General features: G+C 45.7%; 16 protein-coding genes and 1 tRNA gene. 4 read left to right on the plus strand and 13 right to left on the minus strand.

Annotated elements, in window-relative coordinates:
* Nucleotides 1–8 precede the first annotated feature (8 nt).
* The 5 genes from NQ544_RS12500 to NQ544_RS12520 form a co-directional block, all read right to left on the minus strand.
* On the minus strand, nucleotides 9–3020 hold the full coding sequence (locus NQ544_RS12500; RefSeq protein ID WP_006849178.1) for a SusC/RagA family TonB-linked outer membrane protein: 3012 nt from the start codon (nucleotides 3018–3020) through the stop codon (nucleotides 9–11).
* A 217-nt stretch (nucleotides 3021–3237) separates the two neighbouring features.
* Complete coding sequence (locus tag NQ544_RS12505) at nucleotides 3238–4944, minus strand: transposase (RefSeq protein WP_006847703.1); 1707 nt, start codon at nucleotides 4942–4944, stop codon at nucleotides 3238–3240.
* A 109-nt stretch (nucleotides 4945–5053) separates the two neighbouring features.
* Nucleotides 5054–5287, minus strand: a complete 234-nt coding sequence (locus NQ544_RS12510) for a carboxypeptidase-like regulatory domain-containing protein (RefSeq protein WP_228023640.1) — start codon at nucleotides 5285–5287, stop codon at nucleotides 5054–5056.
* A 503-nt stretch (nucleotides 5288–5790) separates the two neighbouring features.
* A complete protein-coding gene (locus NQ544_RS12515) occupies nucleotides 5791–7365 on the minus strand; it encodes a glycoside hydrolase family 28 protein (protein WP_006847700.1) in 1575 nt (524 codons plus the stop codon).
* A gap of 234 nt (nucleotides 7366–7599) precedes the next feature.
* Nucleotides 7600–7684, minus strand: a tRNA-Leu gene (locus NQ544_RS12520).
* Between the two features lie 229 nt (nucleotides 7685–7913).
* On the opposite strand from NQ544_RS12520, the gene NQ544_RS12525 reads away from it, so the two are divergent.
* Nucleotides 7914–9002: a mannose-1-phosphate guanylyltransferase gene (locus NQ544_RS12525; protein ID WP_006847699.1), complete on the plus strand. Its 1089-nt coding sequence runs from the start codon at nucleotides 7914–7916 to the stop codon at nucleotides 9000–9002.
* A gap of 80 nt (nucleotides 9003–9082) precedes the next feature.
* Here NQ544_RS12525 and NQ544_RS12530 read toward each other — a convergent pair whose 3' ends face one another.
* From NQ544_RS12530 to NQ544_RS12545, 4 genes are all read right to left on the minus strand, one after another.
* Complete coding sequence (locus tag NQ544_RS12530; RefSeq protein ID WP_006847698.1) at nucleotides 9083–9484, minus strand: HIT family protein; 402 nt, start codon at nucleotides 9482–9484, stop codon at nucleotides 9083–9085.
* Between the two features lie 185 nt (nucleotides 9485–9669).
* Nucleotides 9670–10137: a transcription elongation factor GreA gene (greA, locus tag NQ544_RS12535; protein ID WP_006847697.1), complete on the minus strand. Its 468-nt coding sequence runs from the start codon at nucleotides 10135–10137 to the stop codon at nucleotides 9670–9672.
* Between the two features lie 188 nt (nucleotides 10138–10325).
* Complete coding sequence (locus tag NQ544_RS12540; protein WP_006847696.1) at nucleotides 10326–13811, minus strand: DEAD/DEAH box helicase; 3486 nt, start codon at nucleotides 13809–13811, stop codon at nucleotides 10326–10328.
* Between the two features lie 78 nt (nucleotides 13812–13889).
* Entirely contained in the window at nucleotides 13890–15026 is a 1137-nt protein-coding gene (locus tag NQ544_RS12545) for an AAA family ATPase (protein ID WP_006847695.1), read from the minus strand.
* Nucleotides 15027–15244: 218 nt separating this feature from the next.
* On the opposite strand from NQ544_RS12545, the gene NQ544_RS12550 reads away from it, so the two are divergent.
* The gene (locus tag NQ544_RS12550; RefSeq protein ID WP_006847694.1) at nucleotides 15245–15712 is read left to right on the plus strand and encodes a nucleoside deaminase; all 468 of its coding nucleotides are present in this window, start codon (nucleotides 15245–15247) and stop codon (nucleotides 15710–15712) included.
* Between the two features lie 19 nt (nucleotides 15713–15731).
* Here NQ544_RS12550 and NQ544_RS12555 read toward each other — a convergent pair whose 3' ends face one another.
* Complete coding sequence (locus NQ544_RS12555) at nucleotides 15732–17669, minus strand: IS1634 family transposase (RefSeq protein ID WP_006848056.1); 1938 nt, start codon at nucleotides 17667–17669, stop codon at nucleotides 15732–15734.
* A gap of 405 nt (nucleotides 17670–18074) precedes the next feature.
* Here NQ544_RS12555 and NQ544_RS12560 point away from each other — a divergent pair, with 405 nt between their 5' ends.
* The gene (locus tag NQ544_RS12560; protein ID WP_040553121.1) at nucleotides 18075–19382 is read left to right on the plus strand and encodes a nucleobase:cation symporter-2 family protein; all 1308 of its coding nucleotides are present in this window, start codon (nucleotides 18075–18077) and stop codon (nucleotides 19380–19382) included.
* Nucleotides 19383–19483: 101 nt separating this feature from the next.
* Here NQ544_RS12560 and NQ544_RS12565 read toward each other — a convergent pair whose 3' ends face one another.
* Nucleotides 19484–20470, minus strand: coding sequence for a YqiA/YcfP family alpha/beta fold hydrolase (locus NQ544_RS12565; protein ID WP_006847691.1), 987 nt, complete (start codon nucleotides 20468–20470; stop codon nucleotides 19484–19486).
* Nucleotides 20471–20644: 174 nt separating this feature from the next.
* Between NQ544_RS12565 and xpt the strand changes: the two genes are divergently transcribed.
* Nucleotides 20645–21211 (plus strand): xanthine phosphoribosyltransferase, encoded by a 567-nt coding sequence (gene xpt / locus NQ544_RS12570; RefSeq protein ID WP_022120760.1) that lies wholly within the window; start codon nucleotides 20645–20647, stop codon nucleotides 21209–21211.
* Nucleotides 21212–21259: 48 nt separating this feature from the next.
* Here xpt and NQ544_RS12575 read toward each other — a convergent pair whose 3' ends face one another.
* Complete coding sequence (locus NQ544_RS12575) at nucleotides 21260–22453, minus strand: GDSL-type esterase/lipase family protein (protein ID WP_040553119.1); 1194 nt, start codon at nucleotides 22451–22453, stop codon at nucleotides 21260–21262.
* 300 nt (nucleotides 22454–22753) lie between these two features.
* Complete coding sequence (locus tag NQ544_RS12580) at nucleotides 22754–23020, minus strand: DUF2442 domain-containing protein (RefSeq protein ID WP_006847687.1); 267 nt, start codon at nucleotides 23018–23020, stop codon at nucleotides 22754–22756.
* Nucleotides 23021–23026 lie beyond the last annotated feature (6 nt).

Here is a 23026-nt window from a genome sequence, read left to right on the forward strand (position 1 = left end):
TTTAGATACTAGAAGTTCACATTAACACCGAATACGAAACTGCGGTTACGTGGGTAACGGTTGTAGTCCATACCACAAGTCAAACTTGTCATAAGGTCAACTTCAGGGTCATAGCCTGAGTAACCTGTAATGATGAAGAGGTTTGAGCAGCTGGCATAGAAGCGTAACTTAGACATACCCCATTTTGCAGTCAGCTTGTGAGGAAGAGTATAACCGATAGTTATATCCTGACAACGCAGGAAAGAACCATCCTCTACGAAATATGAGTGCAATACGTTGTTGGTTACGTCTGCAGGGTTCCAGAGTGTTGCACCGGCATTCTGTGCCAGATACTCTTCTGTAGCTCCATCCAGATAATAGTTCTTGTACAGGTTCTCATGATCAGATGGGCGTGTGTAGCGCCAACTGTTGCTGGCGAACTTGCTGAGAACATTATTGAATGTCTTGCTGTCCTTTACAGAAGAAGACAATGCGTAAGAAGTTGCATTGACAATATCGAAGTCGAGCATGTAGTTGAAGTTTGCTGCGAAGTCGAAGTTCTTCCATTGTCCGCTTAAACCGAAACCACCCTGTACGCGAGGAGTAGTATGGCCAATCTGGGTACGGTCTTTCTCATCAATAACGCCATCGTCATTCAGATCCTTGAACTTGATCTTACCTGGCAAGGTAGCAGTACCGCTCTGGCTGTCATTGAATACGCCATCCATGCTTACGGTTTTCTTATGCTGTACGCCATTCTCATCGGTCCATGGCTCACTCTTAGGAATAGCCAGGAAGTTCTGGTTTGGATCGTATGTGAATTCATCGCCAGAGTACAAGCCGTCATATACATAGCCATAGATGATACCTACTTCGTCGCCTACCTTGATGCAGTAGTCATTGGTTGAAACGAGGTTAGAAGAAGACCAGCGGCTATTGTTACTCCAGATAACATTGTCGGTTTCGTTCAGCTTGATGACTTTCATCTTGTTGGAACCCAAAGACAAGTTTCCTGTCAGGACATAGTCTTTGCCACGAAGAATGTCATAACTTACGCTCAGCTCAACACCCTTGTTGGTAACCTTACCGATGTTGCGCATCTGGGTGTTGTAACCTGTTGTTGTAGCAACCTCTGATTTGTAAAGCAAATCGCGGGTTGTGTTCCAGTAAACCTCAGGAGTAATGGTCAGACGGTTGTCAAACAGAGTGATGTCTGCTGCTAAGTTTCGGGTGATAACAGTTTCCCACTTAATCTTTTCGTTGGTCAGCTTGTTGCCGTTACCAAAAGCGTAATATTGGTCACCATTCTCTGTTGATTCGCCAAATCCAGGTCCGCCAGTAGAGCTTACGGCATAGAGATAACGCCACATGTCGTCATCAATGCTATTGTTACCGGTTAAGCCGAATGCGGCACGAATCTTCAGGTTGTTGATCCATTTGATATTCTTCATCCAAGACTCTTCAGACAATACCCAGGCACCTGAGATAGAAGGGAAGTAACCCCACTGGCTTCCTGGTGCAAACTTGGTAGAACCATCGGCACGGAATGTGAATGATGCCAAGTAGCGATGCTTGAAGTTGTATCCCAACTGACCAAAGAACGAAGCTGTTCTGTTTGGAGTAGACAAACTGGATGAAGACTCATAAGGAGTACCTAAGCCCATGTTATTGAAAGCCTTCTCTGCAGCTATTTCGCGAGGGAAGTAACGGTTAGCCTGATAGGTTTCCTTGGTCTGGGAATTCTGGATTTCCTGACCAATCAGAGCGTTGAAGTTGTGCTCCTTGTTGAAAGACCAGTCATAGCTCAAAGTATTATTCCATGTGTATGACTCTTTATGAGTATTGGTAATCTGAGCAACAGGCAATTTGTTATTACCAAGTCCGGTCTTGGTCAATGGACCGAAGAAACGGTTCTTGTCGCTAAATGAGAACGAGTATGAAACATTTGATTGGAAAGTCAATCCCTTGATAGGAGTCCAGATGATGGCAGCCTGGTTAGAAACGCTGTAGCTATGTTTCTTCTGGACATTGGTCATGATGTCGTTCTTAGGATTGGTATATGAGAAGTTTGCCTCTTCATCAGGATCTACAGTTGTAGGGTCCCAGAAAGCAAATTCGCGCAAACCATTCATCGGACGGTATTTCAATACGTCAATAATACCACCGGAACCGATGTTGTCACCACCGGCACCTGTATCACGGCGATAAGAAATCTTAGGGTTGAACTTAAGAGTCAACTTCTTTGAGATGTTGACATCCAACTTCATGTTCAAGTTGGTACGGCGAACACCTGAACCAAGGATAATACCCTTATCTTCACTCTGGGTTAAAGATGTGTTGAAACGGATTTTGTCGCTACCACCTCCAACTGTTACGTTGGCAGAGTAATTGAGAGGAGTTTCACCCATCACCTCGTCTTGCCAATCATGTGTAGTTGCTCGCTTGTAAAGATCGAGGTCGGCAGGGTTACCAAAGTTGTTGCGGAAGTATTTTGCCGCAGAACCACGGGTAGAACCAGCAGCAGCGCGGTCCCACTGATAGTTTGCAAACTCTTCTGCATTCATCAAATCCAGTTTCTTAGAAAGCTTGCTGACAGAAAGACGGCCGTTGAATCCTACAGTAACCTTACCGGCAGCAGCACTCTTGGTGGTGACAATCACAACACCACGTCCACCCTTAGCACCATAGATAGCTGTAAGGGAAGCATCTTTTAAAACGTCGATAGAAGCGATATCTGATGGAGGGATATCATTGATGTTTGGAGCCTCGAATCCATCAACAATATAAAGAGGCTCATTGCTCTGTGTTACAGAACCGGCACCACGGATACGGATGTTGACATCTGCACCTGGGTCACCATCGGCTGTGGTAACCTGCACACCGGCAATTTTACCCTGAAGTGCTACCGCTGCAGAAGTTACAGGAACTACAGACAGTTTTGCTCCAGAAATAGAACCTACAGAACCGGTGAGGTCCTTGCGGGCTTTACTTGTATAACCGACAACGACAACTTCGTTGAGCTGACTGTTGTCATCCTTCAATACGATGGTTTGGGCTTGCCCCCCCCAGACCGTCCGAAAACCTTGATTTTCTGCTGTTTATCACTGTTTTGAGGGCATATAAAGCCCTCTAAGCTAGTCTGGGGACCAGCTCTAAAATTTCGATTTCTAATAAAATTCATAATTGATGTGCTCAAATCGAGCGAAAATAAGTGATAGGAGGTCTAAAAATTAAGTTGTGGGGACCTCCTTCTTCCCCTTATGCCATCTTTGCGATCAATTGTGGAACGCCAAGCATAGAGATGGCTCTACGCATGTTATAGGAGAGGCAGATGAGGGCCATTTCGGCCTCCACCTTAACCTTCGTTTTCAATAAAAAATAATACGCCCCTAAGGTTCTCTTCATCGTTCCAAAAGGATGTTCTGAGAGACACATTCTTTGCGCCATCTTCTTCTTGTCTAAATGAAGTTTGTATGTCACAATCTTGTGTTCTTTAACTTCTCGTTTCATCTTAGTCTTAGGAGGTTCCTGGTCTTCCTGATGATTACTGGAGTCTACCTTGTAATTCTGAGCTTTCATCACGAGAGTATCCTTGTTGAAGTCTGCTTCTTTAAATGCTGCTTTAGTACACTTATGCGAGCATTTTTTGCAAGCCAACTTATTGCAATAACGGATACGACCATCCTTCTTTAAGGACTTCTGACGTAATATAGAGCCCTGCGGACAATACACTAAATTCTTAGCAGCATCTCTAACAAAGTAGCCTTGCAGCGCAAGCTGTTTGAGTTCCTCATCAGACATTTCCTTTATATTACTTGATGCCGTACATTCGTAGGATTTACGAACACCAATTTGGGGAGAGTCAAGGATGCCTGCATAGGCAGTCGGTATTTTGCCAGCCTTAAGGCAAGTTTCGAGATTCTCGGGCTTTTTGCTGTTTAGCATATCATCTGTTACGGTAGCTTCTACATATTCAAACTCTACTTCAGCAACATCATCGCCATCTCGCTGTATTACATTAGGGATGATTCCTGCAGCCAAAGCGTTTGCCATGTCTTTTGGATCCTGATAACCCTTGTCGGCAACAACTTCTACTATTTCATGTTCCAAATCATTCTTGGCCTCAGTCAGTGTTTCCGTAATTTCGCCATGATCAGTAGGATTGGTGGTAACATTGTAGGTGGCTATCAGATGACTGTCTGCCTCGACGGCTGTCTGTACATTATAGCCAACGTTAAAACCGTCATTGAACTTCATCAACTTAGAATCAGGATCTGTGAGTGAAAGTTGTTTCTCTCCACTTTCCTCCAGTTGATTACGATATTCTTTGTAATCCGCCTGACGCTTCTGAACCACCTCCAGATTAAGCTCGGTTTCATCCCTGCCAAACTTACGTTCATCATCGAAGTCGTTCTTTTCCAAATCCTCCAAGTACTGACGCTCATGCGCTTCAAGACGGGCAATACGATCATCAAGCTTATTGAGAGTAAAGTTGTTATCCTTTGAATTTACAGCCTTGAACTTACTACCATCAATAGATAAGTAAGAATGGCTGAAGAGTCCAAAGGAATCCAACTGCTTATTCAATGATTTAAAAACTTTCTTGATAGGCTTCAAATTATCCTTTCGGAAATCAGAAACTGTACGAAAGTCAGGGGTTACCTTGCTTAAAAGCCACATAACCTCGATATTGACAACGCACGCTTTGGCCAACTTTCGAGAAGAACGGATAGAATTGAAATAACCATAAATGAGTAGTTTCAATATGTCTGAAGGGTCATATGAAGGTCGTCCACCATTTCCAGGAGCCTCACGTTTAGTATGATTGAAGCCGAGTTCTTCTAAATCCTGGCTATCTACAAACGCATCAATGTAGCGAACGGGATTATCCTGCTCGATGTACTCGTCCAGACAAGCCGGAAACAATACGTATTGTCTTCTATCTTCACCTTTAATGTACTTCATAAGCGATAAATGTTTGATAGCTACAAAGTTACGAAAATATTTCGAGAAAACCAAAGATAAAGTGTTAACAATAAGAAATATTAGGAGACATTTTGGCTGCTATGGGTTTTCAGACAATCTCCCCCACTTTTACCTCTTGTGCCACCATACCGATGTAAGAGATAACGGCAGTCTTGCCTGCTTTCAGGTTGAGCGTAAAATTACCATCGAGGTCAGTAACTGTGCCATTCTTAGGGTTGCCCTTTTCAATGACAGATGCTCCGATCACTGGCTCGTTGTTTGCGTCCAGCACGGTACCTTTCACGACATTCTGTGCGAGGACAGAAGATGGTGTTAACACCATTGTCGTTACTAGGCAGACTTTACACAATTTTTTGATTGCGTTCACCATGTAACTAACTTTTAAAATTTTACTATTTGTTTTTGTTTATGTAAATTAGGCCTTTAAGCATGCTACACATTATTATATAATATATAGGAGCCTATTACCAGAATTTTCTTAAATTATTTATTGCATCTTCTAACATCAGGGAAAAACTTCGGCTGAATCTATATAAAAGAATCCAAGAGGAAAGTTTCTTAAGTTTAAATTTCTAGGTTGCATCTTTATTTATCGCCTACAAAGGTATAAAAAAGATTTAAGACTTCCAAGAAAAATCTGAATTATTTTAAGGAAAAGCGTGATTTTTTTCTCTTTTGGTTAAAAAGTGTAGCCTCGTAAGGAAATATTGCTGATAAAACTAAAAACAGACTGTCGGAACTTTGTGCTCCAACAGCCTGTTTCTTCTTTGTTGCTTCTGACAGATACGGCGATATTCTTATCTGTCTTTTCTTGTCAGAACGAGATTAGAAATCGAGGGTAATACCCTTCTCGTCAATCTTCTTATATGTCTTGTCGTTGACAGTTACATTCTTTGAGTTCTTGGCATCGAAGGTGTGGGTCTTTGCACTTACCTTGATGTTCTCAAGTTTCACGCCATCGGTACGGTTGATGACAATACCCTGCTGGGCATTGTTTACCTCCATATCCTTGATGTGGATATTGCTTACCGGCATCTCTGGGAGACCGTTGAAGTAAGCTGCACGACGGGCTGTGCGGCAGATGACATGATTGATGTCGATATTGCGGAAGCAAGGTGTTGTCTCGTCTACCTTGAACTTCTGTACCTTCTGGCTCTTAGCCTCATCGCCATCGTTGAGAACCTCAACGGCAGACTTGCCACCGTAGTAAAGGTCGAAGGTGATGACATCTGTCTGAATATCAAACATAGACATGTTGTCGATGTAGATATTCTCTACTATACCACCACGACCGCGGGTACTCTTGAAACGGAGACCTACATCGGTGCCGAGGAACTGGCAGTCGCTCACCTTGATATTCTTTACACCACCGCTCATCTCGCTACCAACAACGAAACCGCCATGACCCTTGAATACGGTACAGCCGTTTACGATGACATTCTCGCAAGGAATGCCGCGCTTTCTTCCGTCAGCATCCTTACCGCTCTTGATACAGATACCGTCATCGCCTACATCGAAAGTAGAGTTGACGATAAGTGCATTCTTGCAGCTCTCCAGGTCAAGACCGTCACCATTCTGAGCGTATGAAGGGTTGCGAACCAATACATCTTCTATAAGAACGTTCTCGCACATCAGCGGATGGATGTTCCATGCAGGTGAATTCTGGAAGATGACACCATTAAGCCAAACGTTCTTGCAGTTTACGAGACTGATCATTACAGGGCGGAGGAAACGCTTGATCTCATTCCATTCTTCTTCTGAAGCTGGAGTTTTAGGCACATTCATGTTGGCACTGTTGTCTGCCTTCAATGCACCTTCTGATGGGAACCAGTAATCGGCTCTCTTGAATGCACCGCCACGTGAAGTAATCTGCTTCCACTGTGCAGCGGTAACCTTCTGCTTCTTCAATGGGCGCCAGTATTCTCCGTTTCCGTCAATGCAACCTTGACCGGTAATTGCCACGTTGGTAAGATGATGACCTGAGATAGGCGACTGGCAGCGGCGTGTATCCAGACCCTCGAACGATGTTTCTATAAAAGGGTAGAGGGCATCGTCTGGTGAGAAAAGGATAACAGCACCTTTTTCGAGATGCAGGTTGATGTTGCTCTTCAATACGATAGGACCTGTGAACCATACGCCCTGTGGAACGATGAGTTTACCGCCGCCTTTCTGAGTCAGCGCATCGATAGCCTTGGCAAAGGCTGTGGTACAGAGAGAAGAGCCATCGCCAATAGCACCAAAGTCTTTGAGATTTACCTCATTGGCTGGGAATTGCGGACGAGTCACCTTCTCCATCTGGAATGGTAGATTTTCGTAAAGAGCATCATACTTCTTGATGTCTGTTGCCTGGGCACTTAGCGCCAACAAGCAAGCACATACCATGCTAAAAAATTTCTTCATCTATTTTTTCGGTTTGTTGGGTTATTATATATAAGTTATTTCTTCTGCAAAGATAAGTATTATCTTTTGAAAAGCCAAAAATAGAAAGACTTATTCTAAAGAAATCGCTGTAAACGTTTTCGTGAAGTGGGGGGTATGATAAGATATAAGCGGATATATAATGATGTTATAAGTGCATATATAATAATAAGGTATATAAACGAAAAAAGGAGAGAAGTGAACTTCTCTCCATCTTGGTACCCAGACCCGGGATCGAACCGGGATGGATTGCTCCACTGGTGTTTGAGACCAGCGCGTCTACCGATTCCGCCATCTGGGCAAATACCACTTAGCTTATTTGCGGTTGCAAAGGTACTAATAATTTTTGAACTGACAAACTTTTTGGGAACTTTTTTTTCGAAAAATGCATTTTTGATGCAGAAACATTAAATTTTTGTTGTTTTTATAGTCCACTTTATTAAATTTCAAGAAAATCTTTGGCACTTTCACGGATAATCACTAACTTTACAGATGAATTTAGAAAACCAACAAAATATTAGACTCAAGATATGAAGAGTAACGGAAATAATTATTGTGTGATATTGGCAGGAGGTAAGGGCCGCAGACTTTGGCCTTGCAGCCGCAGCAACTATCCGAAGCAGTTTGTCGACTTCTTTGGAGTGGGGCGCACCCAGCTTCAGCAAACCTTTGACCGTATGGCAAAGATCGTGCCTGCCGACCATATATTTATCAACACAAATGAAGAATATGTTCAACTGGTAAAGGAACAGTTGCCTGAGGTTCCTGCAGAACGAATATTGGCGGAACCTATTCATCGCAATACGGCACCTAGCATGGCATGGGCCAATCATCGCATCTCGATGCTCAATCCTGATGCCTGCATCATCGCCACTCCTTCGGATCAGGCTATCTTCAATGAAGATGCTTTCCGGGAAAACGTATTGGAAGGTCTGGCTTTTGTGGCAGAACATGACCGTTTCCTGACGATGGGTGTGAAACCAACCCGTCCTGAACCTGGATATGGATATATTCAGATGGGTGAAGCTATCGGCAACGGATTGTACAAGGTGCAGTCGTTTACAGAGAAACCGGAAAGAGAGTTTGCCAAGATTTTTGTAGAAAGTGGAGAGTTCTATTGGAATACGGGTTTATTCCTTTCTAATGTGAAGTATCTGCGTGAGTGTTTCTGCAAGATTCTGCCCCCTGTACTCCGTGATTACGATAAACAGTATCCCGAATTCAGTGTGGAGACTGAGAATGCATACATGAAAGAGAGCTTCTCTTCTTATCCTAATATATCAGTAGATTTCGGGATTCTTGACAAGCCTAGCAATGTCTATATGATGAAGTGTGACTTCGGATGGGCTGATTTGGGTACCTGGCACAGTATCTACGAGGCGATGCAGAAGAGCAGCGATGACAACGTGGTGATTGACAGCGATGTGATGATGGAGAATTGTCACAACAATGTAATCAAGTTGCCTAAAGGAAAGCTGGCTGTATTGAACGGACTGGAAGGTTTCATAGTAGCCGAGAATGACAATGTATTGTTGATATGCAAGAAAGAAGATTCTTCTGCCCTGGTGCGTAAATATGTAAACGAGGTGCAGATGAAGAAAGGCGATGAGTTCGTCTAAGCAAGAGCTTATGAAATAAAGATATAAAAAGAGCTGCGAAGCATATTCGCAGCTCTTTTTCTGTTTGAAACTTCTTGCTTTTAAAGTTTCTTGAATTCTGTATAAATCTTATCAGCAATTTCCTTGAACTCTTCCTCTGTGAGTTTGAGATGCTCCTTGCAGAAGTTTACATCAGCTTCGCTGTTCATTGGGATGAGGTGGATATGGGCATGAGGAACCTCCAGACCCAAAACAACCTGCGCCACTTTCTTGCATGGGAAGGATGCCTTGATAGCCTTGGCTACCTTCTTGGCGAAAACCTCAAACTCAGCCAGGTCTTCGTCTTCCATATCGAAGATGTAATCCACCTCCTTGCGGGGAATCACCAAAGTATGACCTTTGCCGATAGGGCTAATGTCGAGGAAAGCATAGAACTTGTCGCTTTCTGCACACTTGTAGCTAGGAATCTCTCCTGCTGCAATCTTTGAAAAAATGCTTGCCATAATCGCTAATCAATTTATAATTAATAATTTATAATTTACAATTCATATTATCTTATTCTCTTTTTGATGTCGTTGCATCGGCTACTTTCATTTTCTATAGAGTATATCGGGTAGGCTTACATATAACATAAAAGGAACCGTCATACGGGCATTGCTGCCGATATGATAGTTCCTTTTATTCCGTTTTATTCAAATGAAATCTTGTCGATGCGAAGGTTGATGGTGCCGCGAGGAATCTTGATTTCTGCAACCTCACCTACCTTCTTGTTGAGCAATCCCTGTGCGATAGGAGTCTTGATGGAAATCTTGCCTTCCTTCAAGTTTGCCTCGCTCTCGCTCACGATGGTATAAGTCATCTTTGCCTTGTTAGCCATGTTGGTCATCTCTACCTTCGACATAATCTGCACGCTGTCGGTGCTGAGCTGCTTGGTATCGATAATCTTGGCCTCGGCAATGGTGAGCTTCAGGCGATTGATCTTATCTTCCAGATGAGCCTGTGCCTCTTTAGCGGCATCATACTCAGAATTCTCACTTAAATCACCCTTGTCGCGGGCTTCAGCAATTGCGGCTGATGCCTTAGGGCGCTCTACAGATACGAGCTGTTTCAGCTCAGCTACGAGTTTGTCGTAGCCTTCTTGTGACATGTAAGCCATAATTTTCTTGTTGTTTTAATGTTATTAATAATCGGTTGGCAAGTAGCATAAAAAATAAAGAATTCCAGTGCCAGTGAAGCACCGGAATCCTATATCTGTATTTATGTCTCTTGTTTATCCTTTTGTGTATAATCCGAATGCAAAGATAGGACTTTATTTTCGTATCACCAAACTTTTTGGGGGAAATTTTAAAAATATCCTCCTTTTTCCTTCACATAGTTCATTAATTCGCTAAAAATCTGATTATTGCGCAATATCTCCGGGTTGCCTGTCATAATCATCTGCTTTCGGGCACGGGTGATGGCTACGTTCAGCTTGCGGTCGATGATGGCGCCGTCTTCTACGAAACTGTTGCCGGCAAGGAAGTCGAGCTGCCAGATGTTCTGGATGGTGAAACTGTAGATGATGACATCTCGCTGGCTGCCCTGGTACCGCTCTACGGTATCGATACTGATTTTCTCCAGTTCCGGAATGCCGAGCTTTTCGATGCCTTTGCGCACCATGGCTATCTGGTTGCGGTAAGGAACGATGACGCCTACCGTCTTCTTGGCATCGAAACGCTCTCCATAGAAGCGGTGGATGCGGCGAAGCAGGTCTACCACGATTGCTGCCTCGTTGGCATTGATCTTATCGGATACATTCGGTTCCTTGCAGAATTTGGATGGGAGGAATATCATGCGGTGCTCCTTCAGCAGGTCGTCGAGCGCATCTTCTGACGGGAGAGTATATGCCAGCTCCGTCTCCAACTGGTGTGGACATGGCACGGGTTCCAGTTTCTCCCGACGGTAGAACATCCGGTTAGGAAACTCTGCAATCTCGGGATGCATTCTGCCTTGGCGGCGCAGAATGCCGATGAATTCGCTGCGCTCTTCGTGATCTTCCCAATGAATCAGACGTTCGAAGAGGGAGTTGCGGCAGTTGGTAAGACAGATGTCCTGCAGGATGCTCATGTCGATGATGCCACCTTTCTGACTGTCGTTGATGGTAGGAATGCCTGAATCCTGCTCGCTCTGCTGCACCACGGCTGGCAACTGCTTGTAGTCGCCAATGAGGATGAACTTATCCACGGCAGACAGGAGACCGATGAGATTTGGCTCCAGTATCTGGCTCGACTCGTCGATGATGGCAAGCTTGAAGTGCTTCAGCGAGAAGATGAACGGCTTGGAGGTCATCATCGAAGTGGTGCCCACGATTACTCGCGTTCCTATTATATATTGTTTGATGGCTTCGAGCTTCGGACAGTCGCTGATGGCTTTCTCTATCAGATAAGGGCGGAACCGCTCGTCGCAGGAGTACTCGCTGCCGAGGCGAAGGAATGGAATGCCCGAATCTACCAGCATCTCGCAGATTTCATCTACGGCTCGGTTGGTATAGCTCATCAGGAGGATGGAGGATGCAGGCTGCTGAGCCGTCTTGCCTCCCGAGGCGATGCTTTCTGCTGTCGGCATTCCCGTTCCGTCGTTCAATGCTTCTTCTAACATAAACTTCAGGGCACGACTGGTCTTTCCTGTTCCCGGAGGTCCCACGAGCAGGAAGTAATCCTGTGCCTGCTTGGCACGGAGAATGATGTCGTCCAGTACATCATCGTAATGTCTGGTTAATGACAGCGAGGCGTTTCTTTGCGGGGCACGCTGCCCTAACAGCAGGTTGCGTTTCTCCTTGGGTGCACAGATAAACTGGTGCAGGTTACGTATGCTTCCGCCTGTCGATGCATCGCTCGTTCCATGTTCTATGGCGTAAGGCAGATTCATCTCGAAGATATCGGCATTCTGCTGTCCGTCGGTGAGATGCACCACAATCTCATCGCTGTGAATCTCCTGCAGTACACCTTTATATAATATAGCCTTTCTTACGTCGGGTTCTTCCTTCAGCCTGTAGGTATAGAGATACACCATGTCGCCGATACGGAAGTTGGGCAGGAAGTCCTTTCCCTGGTCGGGCACGCTCAGGGTGATGGTATCATATCCGCTTCCTGCGCTGCTCTGTTCCTTTCGGATGATGTGCAGGTCGGTATAGATATTGCCGGCATCTTTCTTTTCGGCGAGTGGCATGGTCCAGAGGTCGGAACTGGATGTGTTCGTTCCTTCCTGTGCGCCCACCTTGCTGATCATCTGTTCCCGTAACACGAAGGTCATCATGCGGCAGAAGTAAGCCTCCTCTAATGGGGTGAGGTTGTGGAGCGGACTGGTGATGGCTTCTATCTGCGGCTTCAGATACTTGTTGTAGAAGAAGTCCTGTGTGCCTGCTACATTGAGTACATCGGGTGTAAACTCGTTGAGTGCATGTTCAAAACCTTCCTTGGCTATTTCGAAAGAAGCGGCTACCAGCTGGTTGCGGTAAGTGATGGCTTCCTGGAAGAGCTTGTGGTAATACGCCACTACCATCAGTCCGTCTTGCGGCTGATACTTGGAGTAGAGCAGACGGATATTCACGCGGTCGTTGCTCAGCTTGAAGTTGTGCTGCAATACGCCATAGTAGAGCAGCAGCTGTACATAGTGGGGCTCCAGCTGATAACTGTGATAACCCGGATCTACCTGATGGGTTTCAATATTCATGTTGCGTCCCGATTTCTGCTCCACCAGCAGTTTGCAGTCGGTGGTCATCAGGTCCACACGTCCCTGTATGCCGAGTGCTTCGCAGACGAACGAAGGTTCGAGGATGGCTTTCTTCCTGTCGTAAAGACTTTCACCGCGGAAGGCTGACATCTGTGCCTGCGATGCGGTGCGGGGAAAGAGGATATCCACTACCTGCTGCAGATTGAATGCCTGCTGGTTGGCATCGGTATAGAATTTCTTGGCATCAAACCAGGGACAGGTGCAGAACTCCAGTGCTTTCTCCCTGAAATTCGTCTTTATGGTTTCGTTCATCTGGTATTTGCCGTTTGTATTGATGATGTCATCCAGCGCTGCACCGGCAAAGTTACCGAGCAGGGTAGCCTGGGTGTTGGCGCGGGGTTTCATCTGGTTCAGCAGATAGAGCAGGGAATGATGACCGAAAGCCGTGAAGCAGGTGGCGATACTACTGATATCTACCAGATAATCGGGTTCCACCACGATGAGTCGGGGGGTGATGACGGGCTGCTTTACCTGACAGTCGAGCAGGTTGAGCTGCATACCTTCCTTCAGGATATCCCAGAGGTAGGTATGGTCGATATGGTTCTCTTCATCTTTCAGTTGAACGAGATATTCCTCTTCGTCAGCATCCTGGTCAATATCCACGCGGATGAAATCGCTGTCCCAGTTCTTCACGATGCAGCGGATGCGGCGGTTGTTGATTTCCAGTCCTTTCTGATAAGGGCGGTTGGTATGGGGAATGAGCACGTTCAGCTCGTGGGGAACATCCACTCCGAATACGGCAGAGATGAAGATGGCTAGGGCACGTGCATCATATTTCAAATCTTCGCTTGAGAGTGGTTCCTGCGAATTACTGTGCCGGCGCATGGTCTGGATGGCAATCTTGTCTGCCACCTTGATGCCGTGAGCCTTACAGAGATAATCCACCTGGGAGAAAAGGTTACCGAAAGCCTGTTTGGTATCCTTCACTCCTTCGTGGCAGCAGAGGATGAGCGTATCGTGCATCATCTTGTTGCGTGTCTTCGGCTCCAGTTCGGGGAGTATCAAAAGTTCTCTTACCCTAAGGAAGAGTTCTGCGGCGCTGATATTGTTTTGATTCATGAAATATTGCTTAATCTTGAGAGATGTTTACCTCATCTCTTTCCTCGAAAATGCGATTATTGGTTGCTTTTATTCCCATTATGGTAAAATGTTGTATTCTCTCTTCAGCCAAAGTTCGAAGACAGGATCGACGAATGAGAAATCTTGAAGATGTTTCTCAACGAGATCTTTCTCTACTAATACTTTCTTGTTACGTGTGATGCTCTGTGGCTGCCCCAGACCATACGTCTCTACGACATCCTTGGCATTGAAGTGCTTTTCGCCAGAAGCGATGGCTTTCAACATGCCGATTTGGGTGGGAGTGAGCTCGTCCATCTCTGTCAAGAACAAGTCTTCGTTGGTGTCCAAAACCAGTTGGAGCTGGTTGTCGAGGAGTTCTTGCGTCACCTCTTTGTCTGTGTGTGACCATAGGAAGAAGCAATATTGCTGTACGTACCAAGAGTTATACTTCACTCTTTCGCATAGACATTCTGCTTGGCTCTCAGAGATAGTTTTTCCTGTCTTCTTAAAATTGTTCATGATGTATGGAATCCAATATTCCTTGGCTATTCTCTTCAGGTTCATCAGTTGTCCGAACTTAAAGAAAGGACTGTTCGCCTTGTTGAAAATATCTTTCATCATGTGCATCTTGCTGCCGTAGAGACAGTAGGTGGTATGGTGCTGCAACTGCCATTCAGCCCTCAGCATAGCTTCAAGGTTCTTCCATTTTGGCAGGTTGGCGAGTTGCTGAAACTCATCGATGCAGACGATAATCTTGATGCCTTTAGCCTCGGCTATCCTTTCGGGGAGTTGCAGAATGTTTTCAGGACTTTCCTTTACAGGATTCACCTTTAGGTTGACCTCTACACTATTCATTGGGTCGGAAGTTATCGTAATGCTTGGGGTAAAACGATTGATAAATTTCACCAGGTCAGATAATTTCTGTTCCAATGTGGAAGAAACTCCTTGTATCACGATGGAGGCAAATTTGTTGTAGAATTCCTCCTCCGTATGAATCTTGGAGGCATCCATAAAGCAAACCTTTGTTTTGGATTCTTCCTGCATTAATTCTTCCATAGAGGTTCTGACAAGCGAAGATTTTCCCCATCTTCTTGGAGATACCAAGATGACGTTGATGCCGTGGCGAAGGAAATTCTTCAGTTCCCTTCGGTCTTCTATTCTGTCGATAAAACTCTCTTTCTCAGCGAGTCTTCCATAAATAAAGGGTATATCCATAATCAATTTTTTATAAGTGATGGCGCAAAGTTACAAAAATTATAAATACTCTTATAATAAATGTATTTATAATTATGGATAATTAACGAGGTGATGGTGAAAAAGTATTCCATTAAGCATTTTTTCGTATGAAATGCTTGCCGTATCATTTCTTTTTTGTATATTTGTAGCCCCCAATTGAAAAGAAGGGGGTATTATTAATCTAAAAATATTAAACAATGACAAAAGAAGAATTGATGCATAGAGCCATTGAGCTCTCAAAGAATAGCGTGAAGACGGGGGGCGGACCTTTTGGTGCTGTGATTGCCAAGGATGGTATTATCATCGCTGAGGCTTCCAACAGTGTAACCATCGACCTCGACCCTACGGCTCATGCCGAAGTGAACTGCATCCGACAGGCCACCCGCAAGCTGAAGACCTTCAATCTGGAAGGTTGCGAAATCTATACCTCCTGCGAGCCTTGCCCGATGTGCCTGGGTGCCATCTATTGGGCACATCTCGACCGTATCTATTATGCCAACGACCGGAAGGATGCGGCAAAGATAGGTTTCGATGATGAGTTTATCTACGAGGAGATAGACCGCAAGATAGAAGACCGCCACAAGCCGATGATTGCCCTGATGCGCGATGAGGCGCTCGGTGCTTTCCGCATGTGGGAGGAAAATGCGGAAAAGACGGAGTATTAACCCACATTGCAGTCACCCGTCATGTAACTCCCTGATTTCCAATATCCAGATTTTTTGAGGTATGATTTGGGTGTAGCATGGATTTTCTTTTCCCGAGCGGTTTGGGGTTAATGTAGAGCAAATCATAGATGGCGGAGAGTTTACTCTCTGCCTCTGTGCTCTGTCTTATACTAATGACCTGCCCATCTACGGTTTCAACTTTTGCAGTAACCACAACCTGTGTGCTGGCAATGCGCATGATTTCATCCCATCTCACATTCTCATGCTTCTTCAATTTCAGGCGATACTTGGTGACGCTGACCACCCAATATGCCAGTATGGCAAGGTTGAGATGAGCCTTGATTCCATTGTCGCTCTTATGATAGACAGGACGGATATCCAAGTCTGTCTTCAACACATGGAAAGTCTCCTCTACGGTTCTGATTACATTATAAAATTTCCAGATGTTCAATTCCTGGCTTTCATCAAGGCTCGTCAGCAAGACATATTTTCCATGGAACTTTCTTCTCTGAGCAGCCTTGTCCTCTCTGCATTCCCAGGTCATGGAAGTAGCAACCTCGTTCTTTCCTGTACCCTCATAGGTAAAGGTAACGTTGTATGACAGGCGAATGGCTCCATATTGCTTGTCCAATTTGCCCAATCGCTTGTTCACGGCGTCACGTTTCTTGGTTCCGCCCTTGGTAAGAATACCCTTTTTGATTGCTTCCAATCCCTCCTCATAGCGTTTGCATGCCTGCTCATACATGGAGCGTTCCTTGGCCCCCTTTGCGTCACTATCCACCATGAGAGCCTTGACGGATTCTCCATCCATGTCAACCTTACCCATCTGCAAGCGTATCTGCTGTCCCTTTTTGTCGGTATGATTGATGATTTCTGAACTTGTAGACTCGAACTTGCTATCGCCGGAAGGGAGTACGGTAATGTAGTCGAATCCATTGGCTTTTAACCAATTGACATTCGGCTTGGAGTAGAAGCCTGCATCCATCACTACGACACGTTTGGCTTCCTGAGTGGTGGTCTTGGCCAAAGTGCCAACGACTTCCTCAACGGTAGTAGAATCATGACGGTTTCCCTCGTATATCATTGTGCGGACGAGTAATCCCTCTGTGTTTACTACAGCAGCAAGGACAACAATCCTGCAGTCGTCCCTTTTCTCTTTGGAACGACCATACTGACAGAGTTCACTGTTCTCCATTTTCCCCTCAAAGTAGGAGTTTGTGATGTCAAACAGAAGGATTTTCTCCTCGATGCCGAACATGCTGCATACCCTGTCATGGAGCCAGTCCTCAAGACCATGGTGCTCGTCCCACAGACGCTTGGCACTTTCGTACAAGGCATCTTTGGTTATTTTCTCCTTAGGAATGCCGAACATCTCTGCAAGTGCAGTGTTCTCACGAAGATAGCGGACGGTCTTCAATTCTGAATATGGATAGATGGCACGTGCGATAATCTGCATGAGGGCAAAGTTTATATGGTCACGCTTCCATCCCCTGGAGGTCAGATATTTACGAATATCAAGCATACGCATGGTAGAGTTGCAGAGGTTCTCGCAACCGATGATGCGAGCTTCATGCTGGGTGAGCGTTTCAAGCTTAACGGCAACTGCTTTCTTGCGCTCCTCTTCTTCGCGAACCTTGCGCTCGGCGATGAGACGGGGATCGTTTTCCTGGGCATACTTGCTGCTGCGGTACTTCACGTATTGAGACATGGCTTCCTCGTAGAGCTTTTTGTTATCACACATCACGCTTTGTCCATCCTCAATCATAGTGGTAAGCATGGCTGCCAGTCGGTTACGTTCATCCTTGTCAAAGCCGGGAAGTTCTCCAAGGCAAAGAACACTACGATGCTTAGTCTTGCCATCTTTGTCGATGTAAGACTTCGTGAGACGATAGTAATCATATGCGATTGCTGTACCATCTCCCTGATCGCGATATTTCTTTGCCTTGGATATATACATTTCGGGGGCAAAGGTACACACAATTTTTTAACTGGCAAAACGGGCGGGTGTAGCATTTTGGGGATTTTCCCGAACATTCGCCGCAAATTAGGATTCTTTATGCAAAATCAGCTAGGTAATTGGCTGAAAACTGCCAAAATCTAGGATTTCGTTAGGAATCTTTAAGTTTTTCATCAAAGACTGCTGCAATGTGGGTTAATGAGATAAGATAAAAAGGGAAGGTTGCACGGAATATGAACCGCAGCCTTCCTTTTTTCGTAGATTCTTCTTGTATTCTATCATGCGGGATAGAGAAAAATGGAGAAAAGGAACGATTTCTCAGATTTTCTTTGTAATTTTGTCGCCAAATTCAGAAAAGACACTGAATTGATGGATAATGGAAATTCTCTAATTATTATAACGACAATGGAACAGTCAATAGAAAACCTCTACAAATTAGACGGCAGAGTGCCCGTAGGTAAAGCACTCCCATTTGGTCTTCAGCATGTGCTGGCGATGTTTGTCAGCAATATTGCGCCAATCATGATTCTCGCTGGTGCGATAGGTCTGGACAGTTCGGTGAGCGCCGTGCTTATCCAGAACTGTATGGTCATCGCTGGTATCGGTACCTTGGTGCAGCTTTATCCGGTATGGCGCATCGGTTCACGCCTTCCTATCGTGATGGGTATCTCCTTCACCTTCCTTTCGCTCGCCATCGCCATTGCCGGTGCTCATGGTATGGGTACTTTGATAGGCGCTGTCATCATTGGTGGTCTGGTAGAAGGAACACTCGGACTTTTCGCCAAGTATTGGATCAAGCTCATTCCGCCTGTAGTAGCCGCTACCGTGGTAACAGCCATCGGTTTCTCGCTCCTTCCTGTTGGTGCCAACTCTTTTGCGGGTGGTCAGGGTGCTGCTGATTTCGGTAGCATGAACAACTGGGTTGTGGGTTCTGTCACTTTGCTGGCTTGTCTGCTTTGTCAGATTTTCGCCAAGGGTTTCTTGCGTTCTCTCTCTGTATTGGTAGGATTGCTGGTAGGTTACATCCTGGCTCTGTTTATGGGAATGATAGATTTCAGCGGACTTTCTGGTCTCTCTATCGTAGCTTTGCCAAAGCTTCTTCCATTTACACCTGAGTTTAATATTGGTGCTATTCTCTCGGTGGTAGCAGTATATCTGGTTTCTGCCACAGAGACGATTGGTGATACTTCTGCGCTCTGCAACAGTGCGTTGAAGCGTGATCCTAAGACTAAGGAGATGGGTGCGGCAGTCTGCTGCGATGGCTTCGTCAGTTCGGTTTCCGGTCTTTTCGGTTGTACTCCTATCACTTCTTTCAGTCAGAACGTAGGTTTGGCAGCGATGTCGGGAGTGGTGAACCGCTTTACTATTGCCATGGGTGCCATCATCATGATTATCGGTGGTATCTTCCCAGCTATCGGTTATGTACTTACTACGATTCCTCAGGCAGTATTGGGTGGCTGTACCATCATGATGTTCGGTAGCATCCTCTTTGCCGGTTTCGGCATGATGGCGCGTACCGGCTTCTCTCAGCGCAACATGGTCATCGTGAGCCTCTCGCTCAGCGTAGGTCTCGGATTCACATCTGCAACAGGTATGTTCAACATCTTCCCAGAGATTGTGCGCACCGTTTTTGCTGATAACTGTGTGGCAGTAGTCTTCCTGCTCGCCGTTATCCTGAACCTCGTGTTGCCGAAGAATCTGGATAAGGCATAAGAATCAAAGATATTTATAGATAAAAAGGTGCAACTCACAAGTAAGGAAAGTGAGTTGCACCTTTTTTGCTATAAACTGTTAACTATAAACTATTAACTAAATCACTGTCCTCCCAGTCTTTCGAAGAAGGTGATGATTTCTTCGAAGGTCTTGAATTCATCGCTGCCGTATTCTATCGTCGTACCCATGAAACCATCGCATGGGCTAGGGTCGATGAAGTAATCGCCGTAGAGCAGGTTCTTCTGGTTGCAGAAGATGATGTGGTTGTAGGCTGGGGTAGAGAGATATTCCTCCACCCAAGTCTGTACCTTCGCCATGTATTCATGGTCGTTGGTTGGCGCTGGGGCTACGATATATACGTTGTAATGCTCTATCAGCATCTCGTAAGCCTTGTGCATCGAACTGGTTGCCTTCATGTAACTGTCGTGCAGAGCATCGAAGTCGATGTATACGATAGGGCGCTCCTTGCCGTTCTGCTTGTCGTCTATCCATCGGATTACCGGACAGAGATAGTGGAATGCTACCTTGTCGATAAGTCGGTGCTCGCCGTGGAATGGGATGGCGAGCGGATAGTGCTCATGGAAGAGGTCGAAGGTATGGACCAACGGATCAGCATCTCCGAAGAGACCGTAAACACGTTGCTGCTCCTCGGGAGTAATGTCCTGGAAGCAACGCTCGGTAAAGTCACGGTATTCCTTGATGAGGCCTTTGGTAACCATCAGTTCGTTCACTCCGTCCTTTCTCGGGTTCTGGAATTCCTGCTTGCCGGTCATGCTGCTCATAGTATCGCCCATCTTGAAGGCAGGGTTTACGAGGATGCGGTCGAATCCTTTCAGCAGTTCGGTATACATGCCTCCCATCGAGGTACCGATGATGAGGTCGGGCTTCTCAGTCTCCGCCATCTTCTGCAGCATTTCTATGCCCTCTTCCGGATGTACCGGGATGTCTTCAGCCACGAGGGTGGCATTCGGCATCAGTTCCTGCAACATCTTTACGGTGCCGCTCTGTGCAGAAGAGAGGAAACCGTGAACATACATGATTTTCTTGCCCGCCATGAGGTCGGGGAATTGTTTGATATATGGATTCATATTCTTATAGTTTTATAGGGGGCATCATATCATGCTCCCTGAACAACTTATTCATTTCTGCTGCAAAATTACGCTAAATTGCAGACAAAACAAAATTATTGGGCGATAAACTTCCTTGTTTGCGAAAAAAGTAGTAAATTTGCACCCAATAACCATATTAAAGTTCAAGTCATAATGGATTTACTGAAAGAAAGAATTATGCAGGAGGGCAGATGCTTTCCTGGTGGAATCTTAAAAGTAGACAGCTTTGTGAACCATCAGATGGACCCTATTCTGATGATGGACTTAGCTAAGGAATTCGTGCGCCTTTTCAAGGACATCAAGTACAACAAGATTATTACTATCGAGGCTTCGGGCATCGCGCCTGCCATCATGGTAGGTTATCTGACCAATCTTCCTGTTGTATTTGTGAAGAAAAAGCAGCCTAAGACTATGGAGGGTATGATTACCTCTGTGGTTCACTCTTTTACAAAGGACCGCGATTATACGGTTTGTGTGAGCAACAGTTATCTTACTCCTGAGGACCATGTTATCTTTATCGATGATTTCCTTGCCAATGGTAATGCGTCTAAGGGCGTGATGGACCTTTGCGAGAAGGCTGGTGCCAAGATTGAGGCGATGGGTTTCATCATCGAGAAGGCTTTCCAGCATGGTGGTGACTTCCTGCGCAAGGAGGGAATCCGTTATGAGGCGCTCGCTACCGTAGAGAGCCTGGATGATTGCAAGATTGTCTTGAAGTAAAATCTTTTATATATATTAAAAGCCGCCTGTAATAGGGCGGCTTTTTTCTTACTTGACGATATCAGCGGCATAGATTCCCATCGCCTTGTAGCCTGCCGGATTCGGGTGGAGCCAGTCGTTGCTGGCATATTCCCGTTTCATCCTTCTGTCATCATTCGGGTCTTGAAGCAGCTTGGCGAAGTCTAAAATGCCATCTGCGTTCTTTGCCTGACTTCGAATCCAGTCGTTTACATAGAGTCGGGCTGCTTCGTGGAAATGGCTGTAGTAGCCGGCACCCTTGAAAGGCGTGATGGTGCCCAGATAAACTTTCATCTTCCGGGCCTTCGCCTTCTTCATCATTCCCTGTATGCTCTCTATAATCTGGCGGGCTACCGTTTCGCTGTTGCCGCTCTTGGCTGCACCTATGTCGTTGATGCCTTCAAAGATAATTACCTTCTTTACGCCGCTCTGCATCAGAATATCTCGGTCGAAGCGTTCCTTGGCGAGTGCCCCGAAACCGCCCGGCACGGTTACCCGGTTGTTGCCGATGCCCAGGTTCAATACGCCCTGGTTGGTTATCTTATGCTTCAGCTGCAGCATCTCCGACATAACATCCGGCCACCGGTTCTGGGCATTATCCGTAGAACATTTGCCGTCGGTAATAGAGTTGCCCATGATGGCGATGGCACTCATGTTGTTGCTCATCGTATACACATCGATGCCGCTGATGTTGTACCAGTGGTTCTCGCGGAAAGCCTTTTCGAAGTTGGAGTGGGCATTGGTTACTCCCTTCATGATATAAGAGGTGGTACGTGAGCCCATGTGAACGGTAGGCACATCGGGAGCCGAGGTATAGTTGATGGTGATGGCAACGCGCTCCAGGTTCTTGAGATTGAACTTCAGCGCATCGCTCACTATCTGCCTGCCGGCAGGAATGGTAGCTTTGTAGCTGTTGCCGAACTTGAAGTATTGAGCCGATTTGGCATCAATCTTGAAAGAGTCTTTGGCGTGGGCGATATAGATGGAGCGTATCACTACGGGTTGCATCGAGTAGATATTGCTCAGTTTCAGTCTTATCACGTCGCCTCCCACGCTTACTTTTACTATCTGGCGAACCGAACGGTTTGTCATGTTGTTATTATAGGGCATAAACGCTTTCACCACAGTCTGTGGTGCCGTAGCCCAAGTTCCAATCCATGTTTGTGCCGCCATCTGTAGTGTGTATGTGCAGATGAAGCATAGTATCATTATAAATCTTTTCACCTTGTTGTATTTTAAAAGTATATATTTGTATGTTAATGAGGTGTTGTCACTAGGCTCGGCAGCTCTGCTGACTGCAGTCGGCAGAGCTGCTGACTAGGCTCAGCAGAGCTGCCGAGCCTAGTGGGAATCTTCAAGAAGCAGTCTGCTTGAACCTCAGATACAGTCTGCTTGAACCTCAGATACAGTCTCTCTGAACCTCAGATACCGACTGTTTGAACCTCCTAATCTATATCTTTGACCCAGTGCAGTCGTATCCTTGCGCCAGATGAGCCGTCTCGTTACGCTTATTCAGCCGCATTGTTATGCTTGATAATAAATAGTATCTTCTGCATTTGACGGTTTGTATATGCCAGCATCTGCGAACAGTCCTTCAAAGCATAAATCTTCGTCTAATTCAGGCCAATGGATACCATATCTGCTCAATACGAAAGCCTTACGCTGGGCAGGTGTGGCGTTAGCAAGACGGCTCCAACGGCTGAAAGGATAGTTAGCCTTCCAGCCATTTTGGGTTTCTGCCCAAATATGGGCATCGTCAACCCAAACGCGATTTACTCTATATTGCTCCATAATATC

Source organism: Segatella copri DSM 18205 (assembly GCF_025151535.1).
In the GTDB taxonomy this organism is placed as follows: Bacteria; Bacteroidota; Bacteroidia; order Bacteroidales; family Bacteroidaceae; genus Prevotella; species Prevotella copri.

Bases quoted from the DNA above. Each gene is read 5' to 3' on its own strand.
- NQ544_RS12505 (WP_006847703.1), bottom strand. From the start codon at position 4,944: ATGAAGTACATTAAAGGTGAAGATAGAAGACAATACGTATTGTTTCCG.
- NQ544_RS12510 (WP_228023640.1), bottom strand. From the start codon at position 5,287: ATGGTGTTAACACCATCTTCTGTCCTCGCACAGAATGTCGTGAAAGGT.
- NQ544_RS12515 (WP_006847700.1), bottom strand. From the start codon at position 7,365: ATGAAGAAATTTTTTAGCATGGTATGTGCTTGCTTGTTGGCGCTAAGT.
- NQ544_RS12525 (WP_006847699.1), top strand. From the start codon at position 7,914: ATGAAGAGTAACGGAAATAATTATTGTGTGATATTGGCAGGAGGTAAG.
- NQ544_RS12530 (WP_006847698.1), bottom strand. From the start codon at position 9,484: ATGGCAAGCATTTTTTCAAAGATTGCAGCAGGAGAGATTCCTAGCTAC.
- greA (WP_006847697.1), bottom strand. From the start codon at position 10,137: ATGGCTTACATGTCACAAGAAGGCTACGACAAACTCGTAGCTGAGCTG.
- NQ544_RS12540 (WP_006847696.1), bottom strand. From the start codon at position 13,811: ATGAATCAAAACAATATCAGCGCCGCAGAACTCTTCCTTAGGGTAAGA.
- NQ544_RS12545 (WP_006847695.1), bottom strand. From the start codon at position 15,026: ATGGATATACCCTTTATTTATGGAAGACTCGCTGAGAAAGAGAGTTTT.
- NQ544_RS12550 (WP_006847694.1), top strand. From the start codon at position 15,245: ATGACAAAAGAAGAATTGATGCATAGAGCCATTGAGCTCTCAAAGAAT.
- NQ544_RS12555 (WP_006848056.1), bottom strand. From the start codon at position 17,669: ATGTATATATCCAAGGCAAAGAAATATCGCGATCAGGGAGATGGTACA.
- NQ544_RS12560 (WP_040553121.1), top strand. From the start codon at position 18,075: ATGGAACAGTCAATAGAAAACCTCTACAAATTAGACGGCAGAGTGCCC.
- NQ544_RS12565 (WP_006847691.1), bottom strand. From the start codon at position 20,470: ATGAATCCATATATCAAACAATTCCCCGACCTCATGGCGGGCAAGAAA.
- xpt (WP_022120760.1), top strand. From the start codon at position 20,645: ATGGATTTACTGAAAGAAAGAATTATGCAGGAGGGCAGATGCTTTCCT.
- NQ544_RS12580 (WP_006847687.1), bottom strand. From the start codon at position 23,020: ATGGAGCAATATAGAGTAAATCGCGTTTGGGTTGACGATGCCCATATT.